General features: G+C 65.7%; 15 protein-coding genes. 10 read left to right on the top strand and 5 right to left on the bottom strand.

The features are described from left to right. Positions 1 to 35: 35 nt before the first annotated feature. From CFB82_RS28535 to CFB82_RS28520, 4 genes are all read right to left on the bottom strand, one after another. Entirely contained in the window at positions 36 to 1487 is a 1452-nt protein-coding gene (locus CFB82_RS28535; protein ID WP_089486205.1) for a bifunctional 2-methylcitrate dehydratase/aconitate hydratase, read from the bottom strand. 22 nt (positions 1488 to 1509) lie between these two features. Further along, entirely contained in the window at positions 1510 to 2025 is a 516-nt protein-coding gene (locus tag CFB82_RS28530; RefSeq protein ID WP_069251128.1) for a hypothetical protein, read from the bottom strand. Positions 2026 to 2256: 231 nt separating this feature from the next. Next, a complete protein-coding gene (locus CFB82_RS28525; RefSeq protein ID WP_089486204.1) occupies positions 2257 to 3264 on the bottom strand; it encodes an HpcH/HpaI aldolase/citrate lyase family protein in 1008 nt (335 codons plus the stop codon). Positions 3265 to 3448: 184 nt separating this feature from the next. Continuing rightward, positions 3449 to 4435, bottom strand: coding sequence for a malate dehydrogenase (locus tag CFB82_RS28520; RefSeq protein ID WP_069251130.1), 987 nt, complete (start codon positions 4433 to 4435; stop codon positions 3449 to 3451). 288 nt (positions 4436 to 4723) lie between these two features. Here CFB82_RS28520 and CFB82_RS28515 point away from each other — a divergent pair, with 288 nt between their 5' ends. The 7 genes from CFB82_RS28515 (at position 4724) to gltA (ending at position 10654) form a co-directional block, all read left to right on the top strand. Beyond that, entirely contained in the window at positions 4724 to 5548 is an 825-nt protein-coding gene (locus tag CFB82_RS28515) for a GntR family transcriptional regulator (protein ID WP_039358249.1), read from the top strand. A gap of 170 nt (positions 5549 to 5718) precedes the next feature. Continuing rightward, entirely contained in the window at positions 5719 to 6135 is a 417-nt protein-coding gene (gene sdhC / locus CFB82_RS28510) for a succinate dehydrogenase, cytochrome b556 subunit (protein ID WP_069251131.1), read from the top strand. Positions 6136 to 6139: 4 nt separating this feature from the next. Next, complete coding sequence (gene sdhD, locus CFB82_RS28505; protein WP_011355745.1) at positions 6140 to 6508, top strand: succinate dehydrogenase, hydrophobic membrane anchor protein; 369 nt, start codon at positions 6140 to 6142, stop codon at positions 6506 to 6508. A gap of 3 nt (positions 6509 to 6511) precedes the next feature. Then, a complete protein-coding gene (sdhA, locus tag CFB82_RS28500; RefSeq protein ID WP_069251132.1) occupies positions 6512 to 8287 on the top strand; it encodes a succinate dehydrogenase flavoprotein subunit in 1776 nt (591 codons plus the stop codon). Positions 8288 to 8308: 21 nt separating this feature from the next. Next, positions 8309 to 9010: a succinate dehydrogenase iron-sulfur subunit gene (locus tag CFB82_RS28495; protein WP_011355743.1), complete on the top strand. Its 702-nt coding sequence runs from the start codon at positions 8309 to 8311 to the stop codon at positions 9008 to 9010. A 6-nt stretch (positions 9011 to 9016) separates the two neighbouring features. Continuing rightward, the gene (locus tag CFB82_RS28490; protein ID WP_089486203.1) at positions 9017 to 9286 is read left to right on the top strand and encodes an FAD assembly factor SdhE; all 270 of its coding nucleotides are present in this window, start codon (positions 9017 to 9019) and stop codon (positions 9284 to 9286) included. A gap of 66 nt (positions 9287 to 9352) precedes the next feature. Beyond that, complete coding sequence (gene gltA, locus CFB82_RS28485) at positions 9353 to 10654, top strand: citrate synthase (protein WP_069251133.1); 1302 nt, start codon at positions 9353 to 9355, stop codon at positions 10652 to 10654. A 90-nt stretch (positions 10655 to 10744) separates the two neighbouring features. On the opposite strand, the gene CFB82_RS28480 is transcribed toward gltA, so the two are convergent. Further along, positions 10745 to 11722, bottom strand: a complete 978-nt coding sequence (locus tag CFB82_RS28480; protein WP_089486202.1) for a helix-turn-helix domain-containing protein — start codon at positions 11720 to 11722, stop codon at positions 10745 to 10747. A 71-nt stretch (positions 11723 to 11793) separates the two neighbouring features. On the opposite strand from CFB82_RS28480, the gene CFB82_RS28475 reads away from it, so the two are divergent. The 3 genes from CFB82_RS28475 (at position 11794) to CFB82_RS28465 (ending at position 14512) form a co-directional block, all read left to right on the top strand. Next, positions 11794 to 12183: a VOC family protein gene (locus CFB82_RS28475; RefSeq protein ID WP_089486201.1), complete on the top strand. Its 390-nt coding sequence runs from the start codon at positions 11794 to 11796 to the stop codon at positions 12181 to 12183. Between the two features lie 110 nt (positions 12184 to 12293). Next, positions 12294 to 13544: a DUF1479 domain-containing protein gene (locus tag CFB82_RS28470; RefSeq protein ID WP_089486200.1), complete on the top strand. Its 1251-nt coding sequence runs from the start codon at positions 12294 to 12296 to the stop codon at positions 13542 to 13544. A gap of 209 nt (positions 13545 to 13753) precedes the next feature. Next, complete coding sequence (locus CFB82_RS28465) at positions 13754 to 14512, top strand: dimethylarginine dimethylaminohydrolase family protein (RefSeq protein ID WP_089486306.1); 759 nt, start codon at positions 13754 to 13756, stop codon at positions 14510 to 14512. Positions 14513 to 14562: the final 50 nt, after the last annotated feature.

Raw genomic sequence — 14562 nt, 5'->3', positions numbered from 1 at the left:
TAAGGCTAGGAAACTACGTGTCCTGTAAATGACGGCTATATCACGTACAGATCGACGTACTCATCGACCGGCATCGCTTCGAGCTTTGCCTGGTCCAGCGACACGTCGAGAATCGCTTGTTGCTGCTTTGCCGGGAAGCGGCGGGCAAGGTTGGTCCGGAACTTCTCGACCAGGAGCGGGACGCCTTCGGCCCGGCGCCGCCGGTGGCCGAGCGGGTATTCGACCGCCACCTCGGCAAGCTTCGACCCGTCCGTGAACTCGATCGTCAGTGCATTCGCGATCGAGCGCTTGTCCGGGTCGTGGTAATCCTTCGTGAACTGCGGATCCTCGACGCACACGGTCTTCGCGCGCAGCGCGTCGATGCGGGGATCGGCGGCGGCCGAATCTTCGTAGTCGGCCGCGGTCAGCCGGCCGTACAGCAGCGGCACGGCGACCATGTACTGGATGCAGTGGTCTCGGTCGGCCGGATTGGCGAGCGGGCCCTGCTTGTCGATGATGCGGATCGCGGCCGCGTGCGTGCGGATCGTGATCCGGCTGATGTCGACCGTCGTGCGGCCCGCGGCGGCGAGCTGCGCGTGCAACTGCAGCGCGGCCTCGGCGGCCGTTTGCGCGTGGAATTCCGCGGGGAACGCGATCTTGAACAGCACGTTTTCCATCACGTACGTGCCGTACGGGCGCTGGAAGCGGAACGGCTTGCCGTCGAACAGCACGTCGTAGAAGCCCCAGGTCTTGGCGGTGAGCGCCGACGGGTAGCCCATTTCACCCGTTTTCGCGATCAGCGCGAGGCGCACCGCACGGGAGGTTGCGTCGCCGGCCGCCCATGACTTGCGCGAGCCCGTGTTCGGCGCGTGGCGGTAGGTGCGCAGCGCGTGGCCGTCGACGAACGCGTTGGATACCGCGTTGATCAGCTCGTCGCGCGTGAGCCCGAGCAGCCGGCCGACGACGGCCGTCGACGCGACCTTCACGAGCAGCACGTGGTCGAGTCCGACCGCATTGAACGAATTCTCGAGTGCGAGGCAGCCCTGGATCTCGTGGGCCTGGATCATCGCGACCAGCACGTCGCGCATCGTGAGCGGCTTCCGGCCGGCCGCGACGGCCGTGCGGGAAAGCCAGTCGGCCGTCGCCAGGATCCCGCCGAGGTTGTCGGACGGATGACCCCATTCGGCGGCGAGCCAGGTGTCGTTGAAGTCCAGCCAGCGGATCATCGCGCCGATGCCGAAGGCGGCCTGGACGGGATCGAGCTGGAAGGACGTGCCGGGCACCTTCGCGCCGTTCGGCACGATCGTGCCGGGCACGACAGGGCCGAGCAGCTTGGTGCAGGCAGGGTAGGACAGCGCCTCGAGTCCGCATCCGAGCGTGTCGATCAGGCAATGACGCGCCGTCTCCAGCGCGAGCGCGCTGTCGATGCCGGCATTCAGCACGTAGTCGACGATATCGACGAGTACCGTATCCGGAGCAGGGCGGACGTTGGAGACCGGGGCGGACATCGAGGGGCCGATGGGAACGCGCTTAGTTCGTTGCCGGCTTCAGCTCGTTCGACTGCGTCGGTGCCGGCGTGCCTTGCGCCATTTCCGGCGTCACGCATTCGTCCGCGAGGCGTTCGCCGCCGTTCGCGTCGGAGAACAGCATCGCCTTGGTCGGGATCACGACCAGCTTGAAGCCCGCGGCCGGATCGTAGAACGTGTCGGCGCCCGTCGTCGTGGCCTGACGCGGCAGCTTGTAGTTCTTCTTCGCCCAGTGAACCGTGACGACCTGGTCGCGCTTCATGTCACCGGCGAGGTCGAACGACAGACCTTCCTTGCAGGACCACTTGACTGCGCCGTCCGGCACCGTGTCAACCTTGGCTGCGGCACGTGCCTGTGCCTTCTTGCTGCGCGGGATGATGCGCTTGGCCGGCGCCGGGCGCTTGGCCGTTGCCTTCTTCGCGGTCGTCGTGGTCGTACCCTGGGCAAACGCGCTCGGAGCCGACACCAGCATCGTGGCGGACAAGGCGCCGATGGCGGTAGCGATCAGGAGTTTCTTCATGGAGTCAGAACCTTTCGATAATCAGTTGACAAGGGCCGGCAGTCTGCGCCACCGGCCGGTTTGAAACTGCACGCGCCCCGAAAGCGCGCAGCGGCCGCTATTTTCACCTATTTGGCCGCGTGTATATCAGGTTTTCGGGCTCCGTTACGTTTTTTGTCGTTTCGCAAACCTCTATCCGGTTCGCGCCTCGTCGAATGCATGAAACTCGTGTATCGGCCGGCGGCGCGCGGCTTACGCCGCGCTGCCCTCGGCGGCCGGGCCGAACAGCGGCGCGGCCTCGGCCGGCACGGGCTGGCCGGTGGCCCGCGCGCGGCGCAGCACCGACCAGTAATACCGGTAACTCGCGCGATCGTGCAGCGTATCACCGTGGCGCGTCGGGCCCCAGTCGGCGGCCTGCGCGGCCAGCAGGATCTCGGCGGCCAGCGCGACCTCGTCGGTGCGCGGCGCGAATGCGTCGACGATCGGGCGGATCTGCGCGGGGTGGATGCTCCACATCCGCGTGAACGCGAATTCGTCGCGCGCGCGGCGTGCATCGGCGGCGACGACGCTCATGTCGCGCACCTCGGTCGTCACGTTGTGCGACGGCGTCTTGCCGTGCGCGTGGCAGGCCGCGGCGATTTCCAGCTTCGCGCGGCGCACGAGCGGGTGCTCGAACTGGCCGGGCGAGCGCATCGCGGAATCGGGAATCGCGCCATGGTGCGCGGAGACGAAATCCATCAGCCCGAAGCTCAGCGTGCCGACCGTCGGCAGCGCGGCGAGGGCGGCCGCCTGCGCGAGCGCGCCGTGCGTCTCGACCAGCACGTCGACGGGAATCGGCTGCGCGATGCCGAGCTCGCGGCGCGTGCCCTCGATGAACGCGGTCATTTCGGCTGCATCGGCGGCACTCGCGATCTTCGGGAGCGTAATGTAGGCGGGGACGCGCGCCGCACGCAGCACGATGCGTACATCGTCGCGCCAGTGCGGGTGGGAAAAGTCGTGGATGCGGACGCCGACGCGGCCGAAGCGGTTCTCGTCGCTGCCGAGGATGTCGGTGACGAGCGCCGCGTGCGCGGCTTCCTGGCCGACGGCGGCGCCGTCTTCGCAGTCGAGCGTGATGTCGAACACGGGGCCCAGCTCGGCCTGCAGCGCGAGCGACTTGCGCATCAGCTTTTCGCTGCCCGCGTAATGATCACAGCAGGGCAGGATCGCGGGCGGGGACGCCCCGTCGTACAGCACTTGTGCGGGAGTGAGCGCGGCCATCTCGTCTACGTCAGGGAAGCGGGTCAACGTGGAGAAAATCGGATTCGGACGCGTTCTGGGCCGGTGCGCGGCAAGCGCGGGGCGGCAAAACGTGCGCGGATCGGATCGGTCGGCCGGGCCGGCGGCATGCCGGCCCGGGCCGAAACCGGGCTGCCCGAGGGCCGCCCGGCGAGGTGCTTGGTGCTTAGTTCTTCAGCAGGTGGGCGACGCCATCGCGCTCTTCGAGCAGCTCGGCCAGCGTGCCGTCCATCTTCTCGCGCGAGAACGCGTCGATTTCCAGGCCTTCGACGCGCTTGTATTCGCCGTTTTCGCAGGTGACCGGCACGCCGTAGATGATGTCTTCGGGGATGCCGTACGAGCCGTCCGACGGGATGCCCATCGTGACCCACTTGCCGTTCGTGCCGAGGACCCAGTCACGCACGTGGTCGATCGCTGCGTTTGCTGCCGACGCTGCCGACGACAGGCCGCGCGCTTCGATGATCGCCGCGCCGCGCTTGCCGACGGTCGGGATGAACGTGTCGCGGTTCCACACGTCGTCGTTGATCAGCTTCAGCAGCGATTCGCCTTCGGCGGTCGCGAAGCGGAAGTCGGGGTACATCGTCGGCGAGTGGTTGCCCCACACGGCGAGCTTCTCGATCGATGCGACCGGCTTGCCCGACTTCGCCGCGAGCTGCGACAGCGCGCGGTTGTGGTCGAGGCGCAGCATGGCCGTGAAGTTCTTCTTCGGCAGATCCGGTGCCGACTTCATCGCGATGTAGGCGTTCGTGTTCGCCGGGTTGCCGACGACCAGCACCTTCACGTCGCGGCTCGCGACTTCGTTCAGCGCAGCGCCCTGAACCGTGAAGATTTCGGCGTTTGCCGACAGCAGGTCCTTGCGCTCCATGCCCTTCGAGCGCGGACGTGCGCCGACCAGCAGTGCGACGTCGGCATCCTTGAATGCGACCTTCGGATCATCGGTGATCACGACGCCCGACAGCAGCGGGAACGCGCAATCGTCGAGTTCCATCACGACGCCTTTGACGGCGCCTTGGGCTTGCGGGAGGTCGAGCAGTTGCAGGATGACCGGCTGGTCCTTGCCGAGCAGGTCGCCGTTCGCGATGCGGAACAGCAGGGAGTAAGCGATTTGACCTGCGGCGCCGGTGACGGCAACGCGCTTTGCGGGCTTAGCCATTGAAAATCTCCAGGACGGGTGAAGCGTTGGACACTCGCGAAAACGCCATTCTATGCGCGTTGTGCTGAGTGTTGCATTGAAGCAGGGCGGAGGACTCGCGATGGCAGACGCGGTGAACCTGGAGACGGCCGTGGCACGTAGCCGGGGACGCGCTTTTGCACCCGCGAACCCTTGCTCGACCCGGAGTGTAGGAGCCGTCCGGCTCAAAGTCAAACGGTATCATATGTCTTATATAAGACAGATGTTTTGCGGAAATTGAGTGGACTTAAAAGTGCGGTTTGTGATGAAATGCGCGCCATGACATCGAACCAGGCGAATACCGCGAATCAGACCGGCGCAGGCGGCCCAGGGCAGCCGGGCGCGAGCGATCCCGCACCTTCGCCTGCGGCGGCTCCGTCGCCGACGTTCAGCCCGTTATACCAGCAGATTAAGTCATTGATCACGCAAAGTCTCGAAACCGGCGAGTGGAAGCCGGGCGAGATCATCCCGAGCGAGGTGGAGCTCGCGGCCCGCTACAAGGTCAGCCAGGGCACCGTCCGCAAGGCGATCGACGAGCTGGCCGCCGAAAACCTCGTGGTCCGGCGGCAGGGCAAGGGTACGTTTGTTGCAACGCACAATGAAGATCGTGCGCAGTTCCGCTTCCTGCGGCTGCTGGCCGACGACGGTGCCGAGCATCCGCACGTGAGCCGCCTGCTCGAATGCCGGCGCCTGCGCGCGCCGGCCGAGATCGCGCGGCAACTCGACCTGAAGCCGGCCGATCCCGTCGTGCAGGTGCGCCGCCTGCTGGAGTTCGAGAACGAAGTGACGGTGCTGGACGAGATCTGGCTGCCGGGTGCGATGTTCCGCGGGCTCACGTTCGAGCGGCTGAGCGAGTACAAGGGGCCGCTCTACGCGATGTTCGAGACGGAGTTCGGCACGCGGATGATCCGCGCGACGGAAAAGATCCGCGCGGTAGCGGCGGAGCCGGCGGTGGCCGACCTGCTGCACGTGCCGGCAGGTTTCCCGTTGCTGTCGGTCGAGCGTGTGTCCTATACATACGGAGACCGGCCGGTGGAAGTGCGTCGCGGCTGGTATGTCACAACCGGGTACTACTATCAGAATGACTTGAGTTGACGGTGTATCGGCTCAAGCCGAGTGCGTTCGCGTTCCCCACGTTCGCGAAGCACGTTTCGGGCCGCCTTTGTTCTTGTTCGCGCAACTATCCAGAGCAGACTTTCGCTGCAGCGCGATATAAAAAGGCGCTAAAATCGCGGATTAGTGTGACAACATAGTAGGGGTCTAGCATGACTGATGCAGTAAGAAAGCCGAGGCCGGAATACCGGAACATCGGACTCGCCGATATCACGATGAAATATCGCATGCCGCTGGCAGCGACTTTGTCGATTCTCCATCGAGTCAGCGGCGCGCTGCTGTTCCTGTTCCTGCCGTTCTTGCTGTTCCTCTTCGACCAGAGCCTCACCTCCGAGCTCAGCTTCGAAGTCTTCAAGCAGTTCCTCTCCAACATTATCGTCAAGCTGATCGTCCTCGCACTGTCGTGGGCCTTCTTCCACCATTTCTGCGCCGGCATTCGCCACCTGCTGATGGACGTCAACCACGACGCCGTCACGAAGGAAGGCGGCAAGCGGACGGCAGTCGTCGTCTTTGTCGTCTCGATCGCGCTGACGATCGCCATGGCACTCAAACTGTTCGGAGCATTCTAAGAAAATGGCAGCCAATAACCGAATCGGCTCGAAGCGCCTCGTCGTCGGCGCACATTACGGCCTGCGCGACTGGCTTGCGCAGCGCATCACCGCCACGATCATGGCGGTCTACACGGTCATTCTGCTCGTCCTGTTCTTCGGCGCGCACGATTTCTCGTACGAAGGCTGGGCCTCGATCTTCGCCGCGCAATGGATGAAGCTCGCGACCTTCGTGATGCTGCTTTCCCTCTTCTACCACGCATGGGTCGGCGTGCGCGACATCTGGATGGACTACGTGAAGCCCGTCGGTGTGCGCCTGCTGCTGCAATCGCTGACCATCGTCTGGCTGCTCGCATGTGCGGGCTACGCCGCGCAGATTCTCTGGAGAGTGTAAAGAATGGCTGCAATCAAAACTTCCCTCCCGCGCCGCAAGTTTGACGTCGTGATCGTCGGCGCAGGCGGCTCCGGCTTGCGCGCAGCGCTGCAACTGTCGCGCGCGGGCCTGTCGGTCGGCGTGCTGTCGAAGGTGTTCCCGACCCGTTCGCACACGGTGGCCGCGCAGGGCGGTATCGGTGCGTCGCTCGGCAACATGAGCGAAGACAACTGGCACTTCCACTTCTACGACACGATCAAGGGCTCCGACTGGCTCGGCGACCAGGACGCGATCGAGTTCATGTGCCGTGAAGCGCCGAACGTCGTGTACGAACTCGAGCACTTCGGCATGCCGTTCGACCGCAACGCGGACGGCACGATCTACCAGCGCCCGTTCGGCGGCCACACCGCGAACTACGGCGAGAAGCCGGTCCAGCGCGCCTGCGCGGCCGCCGACCGTACCGGTCACGCGCTGCTGCACACGCTGTACCAGCAGAACGTCGAAGCGAAGACGCAGTTCTTCGTCGAATGGATGGCGCTCGACCTGATCCGCGACGCGGACGGCGACGTGCTCGGCGTGACGGCCCTCGAGATGGAGACGGGTGACGTCTACATCATGGAAGGCAAGACGACGCTGTTCGCGACGGGTGGCGCAGGCCGGATCTTCGCGGCATCGACCAACGCGTTCATCAACACCGGCGACGGCCTCGGCATGGCTGCGCGTTCGGGCATCGCGCTGCAGGACATGGAGTTCTGGCAGTTCCACCCGACCGGCGTGGCCGGCGCGGGCGTGCTGATCACCGAAGGCGTGCGCGGCGAAGGCGGTATCCTGCGCAACGCGAACGGCGAGCGCTTCATGGAGCGCTACGCGCCGACGCTGAAGGATCTGGCGCCGCGTGACTTCGTGTCGCGTTCGATGGACCAGGAAATCAAGGAAGGCCGCGGCGTGGGTCCGAACAAGGATCACGTGCTGCTCGACCTGTCGCACATCGGCGCCGAGACGATCATGAAGCGTCTGCCGTCGATCCGCGAAATCGCGCTGAAGTTCGCGAACGTCGACGCGATCAAGGAACCGATCCCGGTCGTCCCGACGATCCACTACCAGATGGGCGGCATCCCGACCAACATCCACGGTCAGGTCGTCGGCACGTCGCGCGGTCACAAGGATCCGGTCAACGGCTTCTACGCAGTGGGCGAATGCTCGTGCGTGTCCGTGCACGGCGCGAACCGCCTCGGCACGAACTCGCTGCTGGACCTCGTGGTGTTCGGCCGTGCGGCCGGCAACCACATCGTCGAGCACGTGAAGAACCAGAAGGAACACAAGCCGCTGCCGGCCGATGCGGGCGAGTTCTCGCTGGCGCGCCTGAACAAGCTCGACAAGTCGAGCTCGGGCGAGTACACGCAGGACGTCGCGAACGACATCCGCGCGACGATGCAGAAGCACGCAGGCGTGTTCCGCACGTCGGAACTGCTGAAGGAAGGCGTCGACCAGATGGCCGGCCTGAAGGCGCGCGTGGAAAACATCCACCTGAAGGACAAGTCGAAGGTGTTCAACACCGCGCGCGTCGAAGCGCTCGAGCTGGAGAACCTGATCGAAGTGGCCCGCGCGACGATGGTGTCGGCGGAAGCGCGCAAGGAAAGCCGTGGCGCACACGCCCACAGCGACTACGAACACCGCGACGACGACAACTGGCTGCGCCACACGCTGTGGTACAGCGAAGGCGATCGCCTCGACTACAAGCCGGTTCAAATGAAGCCGCTGACGGTCGAATCCGTGCCGCCGAAGCCGCGCACGTTCTAAGCCGAGTCAAAGGAATCCGAAATGGCAAAACGCATTTTTGAAGTCTACCGCTACGATCCGGACAAGGACGCAGCGCCGCGCATGCAGACGTACGAGCTGGAGCTCGAGCACGAGCGCATGCTGCTCGACGCACTGGTCAAGCTGAAGGCCGTGGACGAGACGCTGTCGTTCCGCCGTTCGTGCCGTGAAGGCGTGTGCGGTTCGGACGCGATGAACATCAACGGCAAGAACGGTCTCGCGTGCCTGACGAACCTGAACGACCTGCCGCAGAAGATCGTGCTGCGTCCGCTGCCGGGGCTGCCCGTCGTGCGTGACCTGATCGTCGACATGACGCACTTCTTCAACCAGTACCACTCGATCAAGCCGTACCTGATCAACGACGCGCCGCCGCCGGAGAAGGAACGCCTCCAGTCGCCGGAAGAGCGCGACGAGCTCGACGGCGTGTACGAGTGCATTCTGTGCGCGAGCTGCTCGACGTCGTGCCCGAGCTTCTGGTGGAACCCGGACAAGTTCGTCGGCCCGGCCGGCCTACTGCAGGCTTACCGCTTCATCGCGGACAGCCGCGACACGGCCACCGGCGAGCGTCTCGACAACCTGGAAGACCCGTACCGTCTGTTCCGTTGCCACACGATCATGAACTGCGTCGACGTTTGCCCGAAGGGCCTGAACCCGACGAAGGCGATCGGCAAGATCAAGGAACTGATGGTCCGCCGCGCTGTTTAAGTCGAGATGAGCGATTCGCATCAATCCGACCCGCACCGTCGCGCACGCCTTCGCTGGCGTGCGCGGCGGGGTCTGCTGGAGAACGACATCATTTTCGAGCGTTTCTTCAGCAGATACGAGCATGACCTCACCGATGCAGACGTAGGCGCGTTGTCGCGCCTGCTCGATCTGAGCGACAACGACCTGATGGACTTGCTCCTCGCGCGCAAGGAACCAGAAGGCGACCTAGACAGCACGGATATTCACCGGCTGTTGGAGATGCTGCGCAACGTGTAACGCCAAGGCGTAACGCGTTGTGCCCGTTATCGAATCCCGTTTCTTTATTTCGATTGAGGATGTGCCATGACTCCGTCTGATGTTAAAGCCACGCTATCGTTCAGCGACAACTCGCCGAGCGTCGAACTGCCGATCTACAAGGGCACGATGGGCCCGGACGTGATCGACATCCGCAAGCTGTACGGCCAGACCGGCAAGTTCACGTACGACCCGGGCTTCATGTCGACGGCAGCTTGTAATTCGGCGATCACGTACATCGACGGCGACAAGGGCGAGCTGCTGTACCGCGGCTACCCGATCGACAACCTCGCGCAAAACGCGGACTTCCTCGAAAGCTGCTACCTGCTGCTGAAGGGCGAACTGCCGAACGCAGCGCAGAAGAAGGAATTCGTCGACACCGTCACGAAGCACACGATGGTGCACGAGCAGATGCACTTCTTCTTCCGTGGCTTCCGTCGCGACGCGCACCCGATGGCGATCCTGGTCGCTGCAGTCGGCGCGCTGTCGGCGTTCTACCACGACTCGCTCGACATCAACGATCCGCGTCACCGTGACGTGTCGGCGATCCGCATGATCGCGAAGCTGCCGACGCTCGTCGCGATGGCGTACAAGTACAGCATCGGTCAGCCGTTCGTGTATCCGAAGAACTCGCTGTCGTACAGCGCGAACTTCATGCACATGATGTTCTCGAACCCGTGCGAAGAGTACAAGGTCAACGACGTGCTCGTCCGCGCGCTCGACCGCATCCTGATCCTGCACGCCGACCACGAGCAGAACGCATCGACGTCGACCGTCCGCCTGGCCGGCTCGTCGGGCGCGAACCCGTTCGCCTGTATCGCTGCCGGTATCGCCTGTCTGTGGGGCCCGGCGCACGGTGGTGCGAACGAAGCCGCGCTGAACATGCTCGAGCAGATCGGTTCGCCGGACAACATCCCCGAATTCATCAAGCAGGTGAAGGACAAGAATTCGGGCGTGAAGCTGATGGGCTTCGGTCACCGCGTGTACAAGAACTACGACCCGCGTGCGAAGCTGATGCGCGAAACGTGCTACGAAGTGCTGAACGAACTGGGCCTGCACGACGACCCGCTGTTCAAGCTCGCGATGCAGCTCGAGAAGATCGCGCTGGAAGACGAATACTTCGTGTCGCGCAAGCTGTACCCGAACGTCGACTTCTACTCGGGCATCGTCCAGCGCGCGCTGGGCATCCCGACGTCGATGTTCACGTGTATCTTCGCGATGGCACGTACGGTCGGCTGGATCGCACAGTGGAACGAAATGATCGGCGATCCGGAACAGAAGATCGGCCGTCCGCGTCAGCTGTTCATCGGCGATACGCCGCGCGAAGCGAAGCCGCTCAACGCACGTTAAGTCGTGCGCGGCGCGAACGGCCGGCTGGCCGCTCGCGTCGGGCGATCGCAACGCCACGACACCCCGACGGGTCATCCCGTCGGGGTGTTTTCATTTGTGCGGCCGAGCTTCGCCCGGGCCGGCGCGGCGCTCGAGCGACGGCGGGCGCGTGTCGAGTGCGGGTGCGTCGTCATCGGGCGCGTGGCCGTGCTGCACGAAGAATTGCCGGTATGCGCCGGGCGTCATCCCGCGTGCGGCGAGGAACTGGCGATTGAAGTTCGCGGCATTCGGAATGCCGCAGCGCGCGGCCACGGTCGCGATCGGCCAGTCGGTGCCGACGAGATGACGGCACGCGTGCGCAAGCCGCAGCCGCTGCACGTAGCGGCCGACGCTTTCGCCGAGATGCCGGACGAACAGGCGCTGCAAAGTGCGTTCGGACATGTGCGCGGTGGCGGCGAGCGCGTCGATGCGCAACGGCTCGTGGAAGTGCCGGTCGATCGCATCGAGCACGCGGTCGAGGCGTTCGGCTTCCGGGGCGGCGACGTTGGCGGGCGGGGTCGTGCCGTCGGCCCGGTCGTACGCGTGCGCGGTGGCGAGCGGTTCGCCGCCGGCTTCCGCGAGATCGGCGAGCGTGTCGAGTGCCGCCGCGAGCCGGGTGCGCGGCGACGGATCGAGCAACTGCGGCAACCTTGCGCGCATCGCGCGGGCCGCGTCCGTGTCGAAGCGCAGGCCCGGTGCGGCACGCCGCAACAGCGAGCGCAGCGGTGCGTATTCGGGGCAACAGTCGGCCAGACGCCGCGCCCAGTCGCCGTCGAACCAGATGACGAGCGCGACTTCGGGCGCATCGCGATCGATGCGTGCATTCGACGACCAGGTATGCGGCAGGTTGGGCGGCACGAGCACCAGGTCGTCGTCCGCGTAGTGCGCGACGTGATCGCCGATGAAGCGCCGGCCGCGGCTGTTGAGCGTCAGCGTCAGCTCGTATTCGGGATGGCGATGCCATTCGAACGGAATGCGCGCGAGCTGACGGTGATAGACGCGGATCGAACAGCCGGGGGCGAACGTCACGTGCTCGTACTGCGGTTTCATCGCGGCCTCCGGGGGAGAGCGGCATCGCGCCGTGGCATGATCGTGGGCGATCGTCACGACGGAGCGATGCCATGTTTTCACATGTTTGCGTGGGGGTGTCCGACACCGCGCGCGCCTACGATTTCTACGCGCCGCTGTTCGCGGAACTCGGGCTGCGCCTGAAATTCCGTGAGCCGGACGGCTGGTCGGGCTGGATGCCGCCTGACACCGACCGGCCGCTGTTCTTCTTCGGCCAGCCGCTCGACGGCCGCGCGCCCGAACCAGGCAATGGCCACACGATCGCGTTCGTTGCGCCGACCCGCGCGCACGTCGATCGCTGTCACGCGCTCGCGCTGCGTCACGGCGGCACCTGCGAAGGGGCGCCGGGCCTGCGGCCGGACTATCACCGCGACTACTACGGCGCGTATTTCCGCGATCCGGACGGCAACAAGCTGTGCGTGGTCTGCCATCGTCCGGCGTGATGCACGGTTGTCCGGATTGTATCGATAGTTGGCCGGATAGTGGTAATCGCGGCCGCGCGCCGGCCGTACGCTGACAGCACATCACGACACCTGTCAGCGAGGAGACCACGATGCAACTGACGATTGACGACCTGCCTGCCGCGATTCGCGACGCGAAAAGGGCGCTGTGCGCCGACTTGCCCGGATATGCGGCCACGTTCCGCGAACTGGAGGGCGATATCGAGCGGCAGGTCGACGCGATTCGGCGTGCGCATGCGCATGGTCATGACGTGATTCCGGTAGTGCCGTTCGCGGACATTGCGGGCGGGGCCGTCGATCCGCACGCGATTGCCGCGATCCGCACGCATGGCGCGGTCGTGATCCGTGGCGTATTCGATGCGCAGCAGGCGCGCGACTGGAACGACGAGATCGGCGCGTACCTGGACGCGAACCGTTTCACCGAGCGGCTGCACGCTCGTGCCGAGGACCGTTATTTCGGCAACCTCGCGTCGGGCAAGCCGCAGATCTACGGCGTCTACTGGTCGAAGCCGCAGGTGGCTGCGCGCCAGTCGCCGGCATTGACCCAGGCGCGCGTGTTCCTGAACCGCCTGTGGCGGCACGCGGACGGCGGCCGCACGCACTTCGATCCCGACCAGGTGCCGGCCTATGCGGACCGGATTCGCCGCCGCCCGCCCGGCTCGACGTCGCTCGGGCTGTCGCCGCATGTCGACGGCGGTTCGGTCGAGCGCTGGCTCGGCGCGAATTTCCGGCAGGTCTACCGTCACGTGCTGGCCGGCCGCTGGCGCGATTACGATCCGTTCGATGCGGCGTTCCGTCCCGACGTCGAGGAGATTCCGTCGCCGGCCGTGTGCTCGATGTTCCGCACGTTCCAGGGCTGGACCGCACTGACGCCGCAGGGGCCCGGCGACGGCACGCTGCAGTTGATCCCGGTGGCGAACGCGATGGCCTACGTCGTGCTGCGTGCGCTGCAGGACGACGTTGCCGACGACGACCTGTGCGGCGCGCGCCCGGGCCGCGCGCTGTCGATCCGGCCCGAATGGCACGCGCTGCTGCTCGACGCGCTGGTGCCGATCCCGCACATGGAGCCGGGCGACGCGGTGTTCTGGCACGGCGACGTCGTGCACGCGGTCGAGGATGCGCACCGTGGCAGCGGCGACAGCAACGTGATGTACATCGCGGCCGCGCCCGGTTGCGCGAAGAACGACGCGTACCTGCAGCGCCAGCGCGCTGCGTTCCTGCGCGGCGAAAGCCCGCCCGATTTCCCGGCCGATCATTTCGAGGTCGAATTCGACGGGCGGGACGGGGAGGACGATCTCACGGCGCTGGGCCGTTCGCAGATGGGGTTCGGGGCGGGCGTGTAGCAAGCGTGCCGCCCGTGAAAGCGGCGGCCCGCCAGGCGGCGAACGGCGGGCTGCCGAATCCGCTGCGCGCCGCGCGCAATTCGACGCAATCGGCTGTCGGCGCCGCCGAAATCGACGCGAATTGCGCAATTTGGCTTCCGATAATGGTCCGGACACAACGCAGCCGCCCCGTGTGAAGCACGGGTGTGGCGCTGACCATGGAGGAGTCGATGCAATTCACGCAAGCGATCGTTCGCCGCCCCGCGCCGTCCTGTGGCGCGGGCCTGACCACCGCCGAACTCGGCGCGCCCGACTACGACAAGACGCTCACCCAGTTCCACGCTTACTGCGAAGCGCTGCGCACACTCGGCGTCGAACTGACCGAGCTGCCGCCGCTGGAGGCGTTCCCCGATTCGCACTTCGTCGAGGACACCGCGGTCGTGACGCCGGAATTCGCGGTAATCACGCGCCCCGGTGCGCCGGCGCGGCGTGGCGAGACGGTGCATATCGAAGCGGCGCTGGCCGCGCATCGCGACTTGCTGCCGATGCAGGACGGCCGCCTCGACGGTGGTGACGTGATGCAGGTCGGCAAGCGCTTCTACATTGGCCTGACGGGCCGTACCGACGCCGACGGCATCGCCGCATTCGAATCGCTCGTATCGCGTTACGGCTATTCGGTCGTCGCGGTGCCGGTGGGCGCCGGCCTGCATCTCAAGTCGGTCGTCAACGCGCTCGGTGACGACACGCTGCTCGTGACCGAAGCGCTGGCCGCGCATCCGGCCTTCGCCGACTATCGCCGGATCGCGATCTCGGCCGCCGACGAATACGCGGGCAACACGCTGCGCGTGAACGGCACGCTGATCACCCCGGCCGGCTACCCGCGCGTGCACGACGCGATCGCGTCGCTCGGGCTGCCGCTGCACGTGATCGATACGAGCGAGTTCCGCAAGATGGACGGCGGCCTGACTTGCCTGTCGCTGCGGTTCTAGCCGATTGGCGCGCGGCCGCTTCGGCCGGATAATGTGGCCCCCGCGCGGAA

Source organism: Burkholderia sp. HI2714, from assembly GCF_002223085.1.
In the GTDB taxonomy this organism is placed as follows: Bacteria; Pseudomonadota; Gammaproteobacteria; order Burkholderiales; family Burkholderiaceae; genus Burkholderia; species Burkholderia lata_D.
The sequence above is the reverse complement of the archived record's forward strand: the minus strand, read 5'-3'. Positions and strand labels throughout refer to the sequence as shown.

What these genes read in the sequence shown, in the direction of transcription:
- CFB82_RS28480 (WP_089486202.1), bottom strand. Translation starts at nt 11,722, where the DNA reads ATGAAACCGCAGTACGAGCACGTGACGTTCGCCCCCGGCTGTTCGATC.
- CFB82_RS28520 (WP_069251130.1), bottom strand. Translation starts at nt 4,435, where the DNA reads ATGGCTAAGCCCGCAAAGCGCGTTGCCGTCACCGGCGCCGCAGGTCAA.
- CFB82_RS28530 (WP_069251128.1), bottom strand. Translation starts at nt 2,025, where the DNA reads ATGAAGAAACTCCTGATCGCTACCGCCATCGGCGCCTTGTCCGCCACG.
- CFB82_RS28525 (WP_089486204.1), bottom strand. Translation starts at nt 3,264, where the DNA reads ATGGCCGCGCTCACTCCCGCACAAGTGCTGTACGACGGGGCGTCCCCG.
- sdhD (WP_011355745.1), top strand. Translation starts at nt 6,140, where the DNA reads ATGGCAGCCAATAACCGAATCGGCTCGAAGCGCCTCGTCGTCGGCGCA.
- CFB82_RS28465 (WP_089486306.1), top strand. Translation starts at nt 13,754, where the DNA reads ATGCAATTCACGCAAGCGATCGTTCGCCGCCCCGCGCCGTCCTGTGGC.
- CFB82_RS28535 (WP_089486205.1), bottom strand. Translation starts at nt 1,487, where the DNA reads ATGTCCGCCCCGGTCTCCAACGTCCGCCCTGCTCCGGATACGGTACTC.
- CFB82_RS28515 (WP_039358249.1), top strand. Translation starts at nt 4,724, where the DNA reads ATGCGCGCCATGACATCGAACCAGGCGAATACCGCGAATCAGACCGGC.
- sdhC (WP_069251131.1), top strand. Translation starts at nt 5,719, where the DNA reads ATGACTGATGCAGTAAGAAAGCCGAGGCCGGAATACCGGAACATCGGA.
- CFB82_RS28475 (WP_089486201.1), top strand. Translation starts at nt 11,794, where the DNA reads ATGTTTTCACATGTTTGCGTGGGGGTGTCCGACACCGCGCGCGCCTAC.
- gltA (WP_069251133.1), top strand. Translation starts at nt 9,353, where the DNA reads ATGACTCCGTCTGATGTTAAAGCCACGCTATCGTTCAGCGACAACTCG.
- CFB82_RS28495 (WP_011355743.1), top strand. Translation starts at nt 8,309, where the DNA reads ATGGCAAAACGCATTTTTGAAGTCTACCGCTACGATCCGGACAAGGAC.
- sdhA (WP_069251132.1), top strand. Translation starts at nt 6,512, where the DNA reads ATGGCTGCAATCAAAACTTCCCTCCCGCGCCGCAAGTTTGACGTCGTG.
- CFB82_RS28470 (WP_089486200.1), top strand. Translation starts at nt 12,294, where the DNA reads ATGCAACTGACGATTGACGACCTGCCTGCCGCGATTCGCGACGCGAAA.
- CFB82_RS28490 (WP_089486203.1), top strand. Translation starts at nt 9,017, where the DNA reads ATGAGCGATTCGCATCAATCCGACCCGCACCGTCGCGCACGCCTTCGC.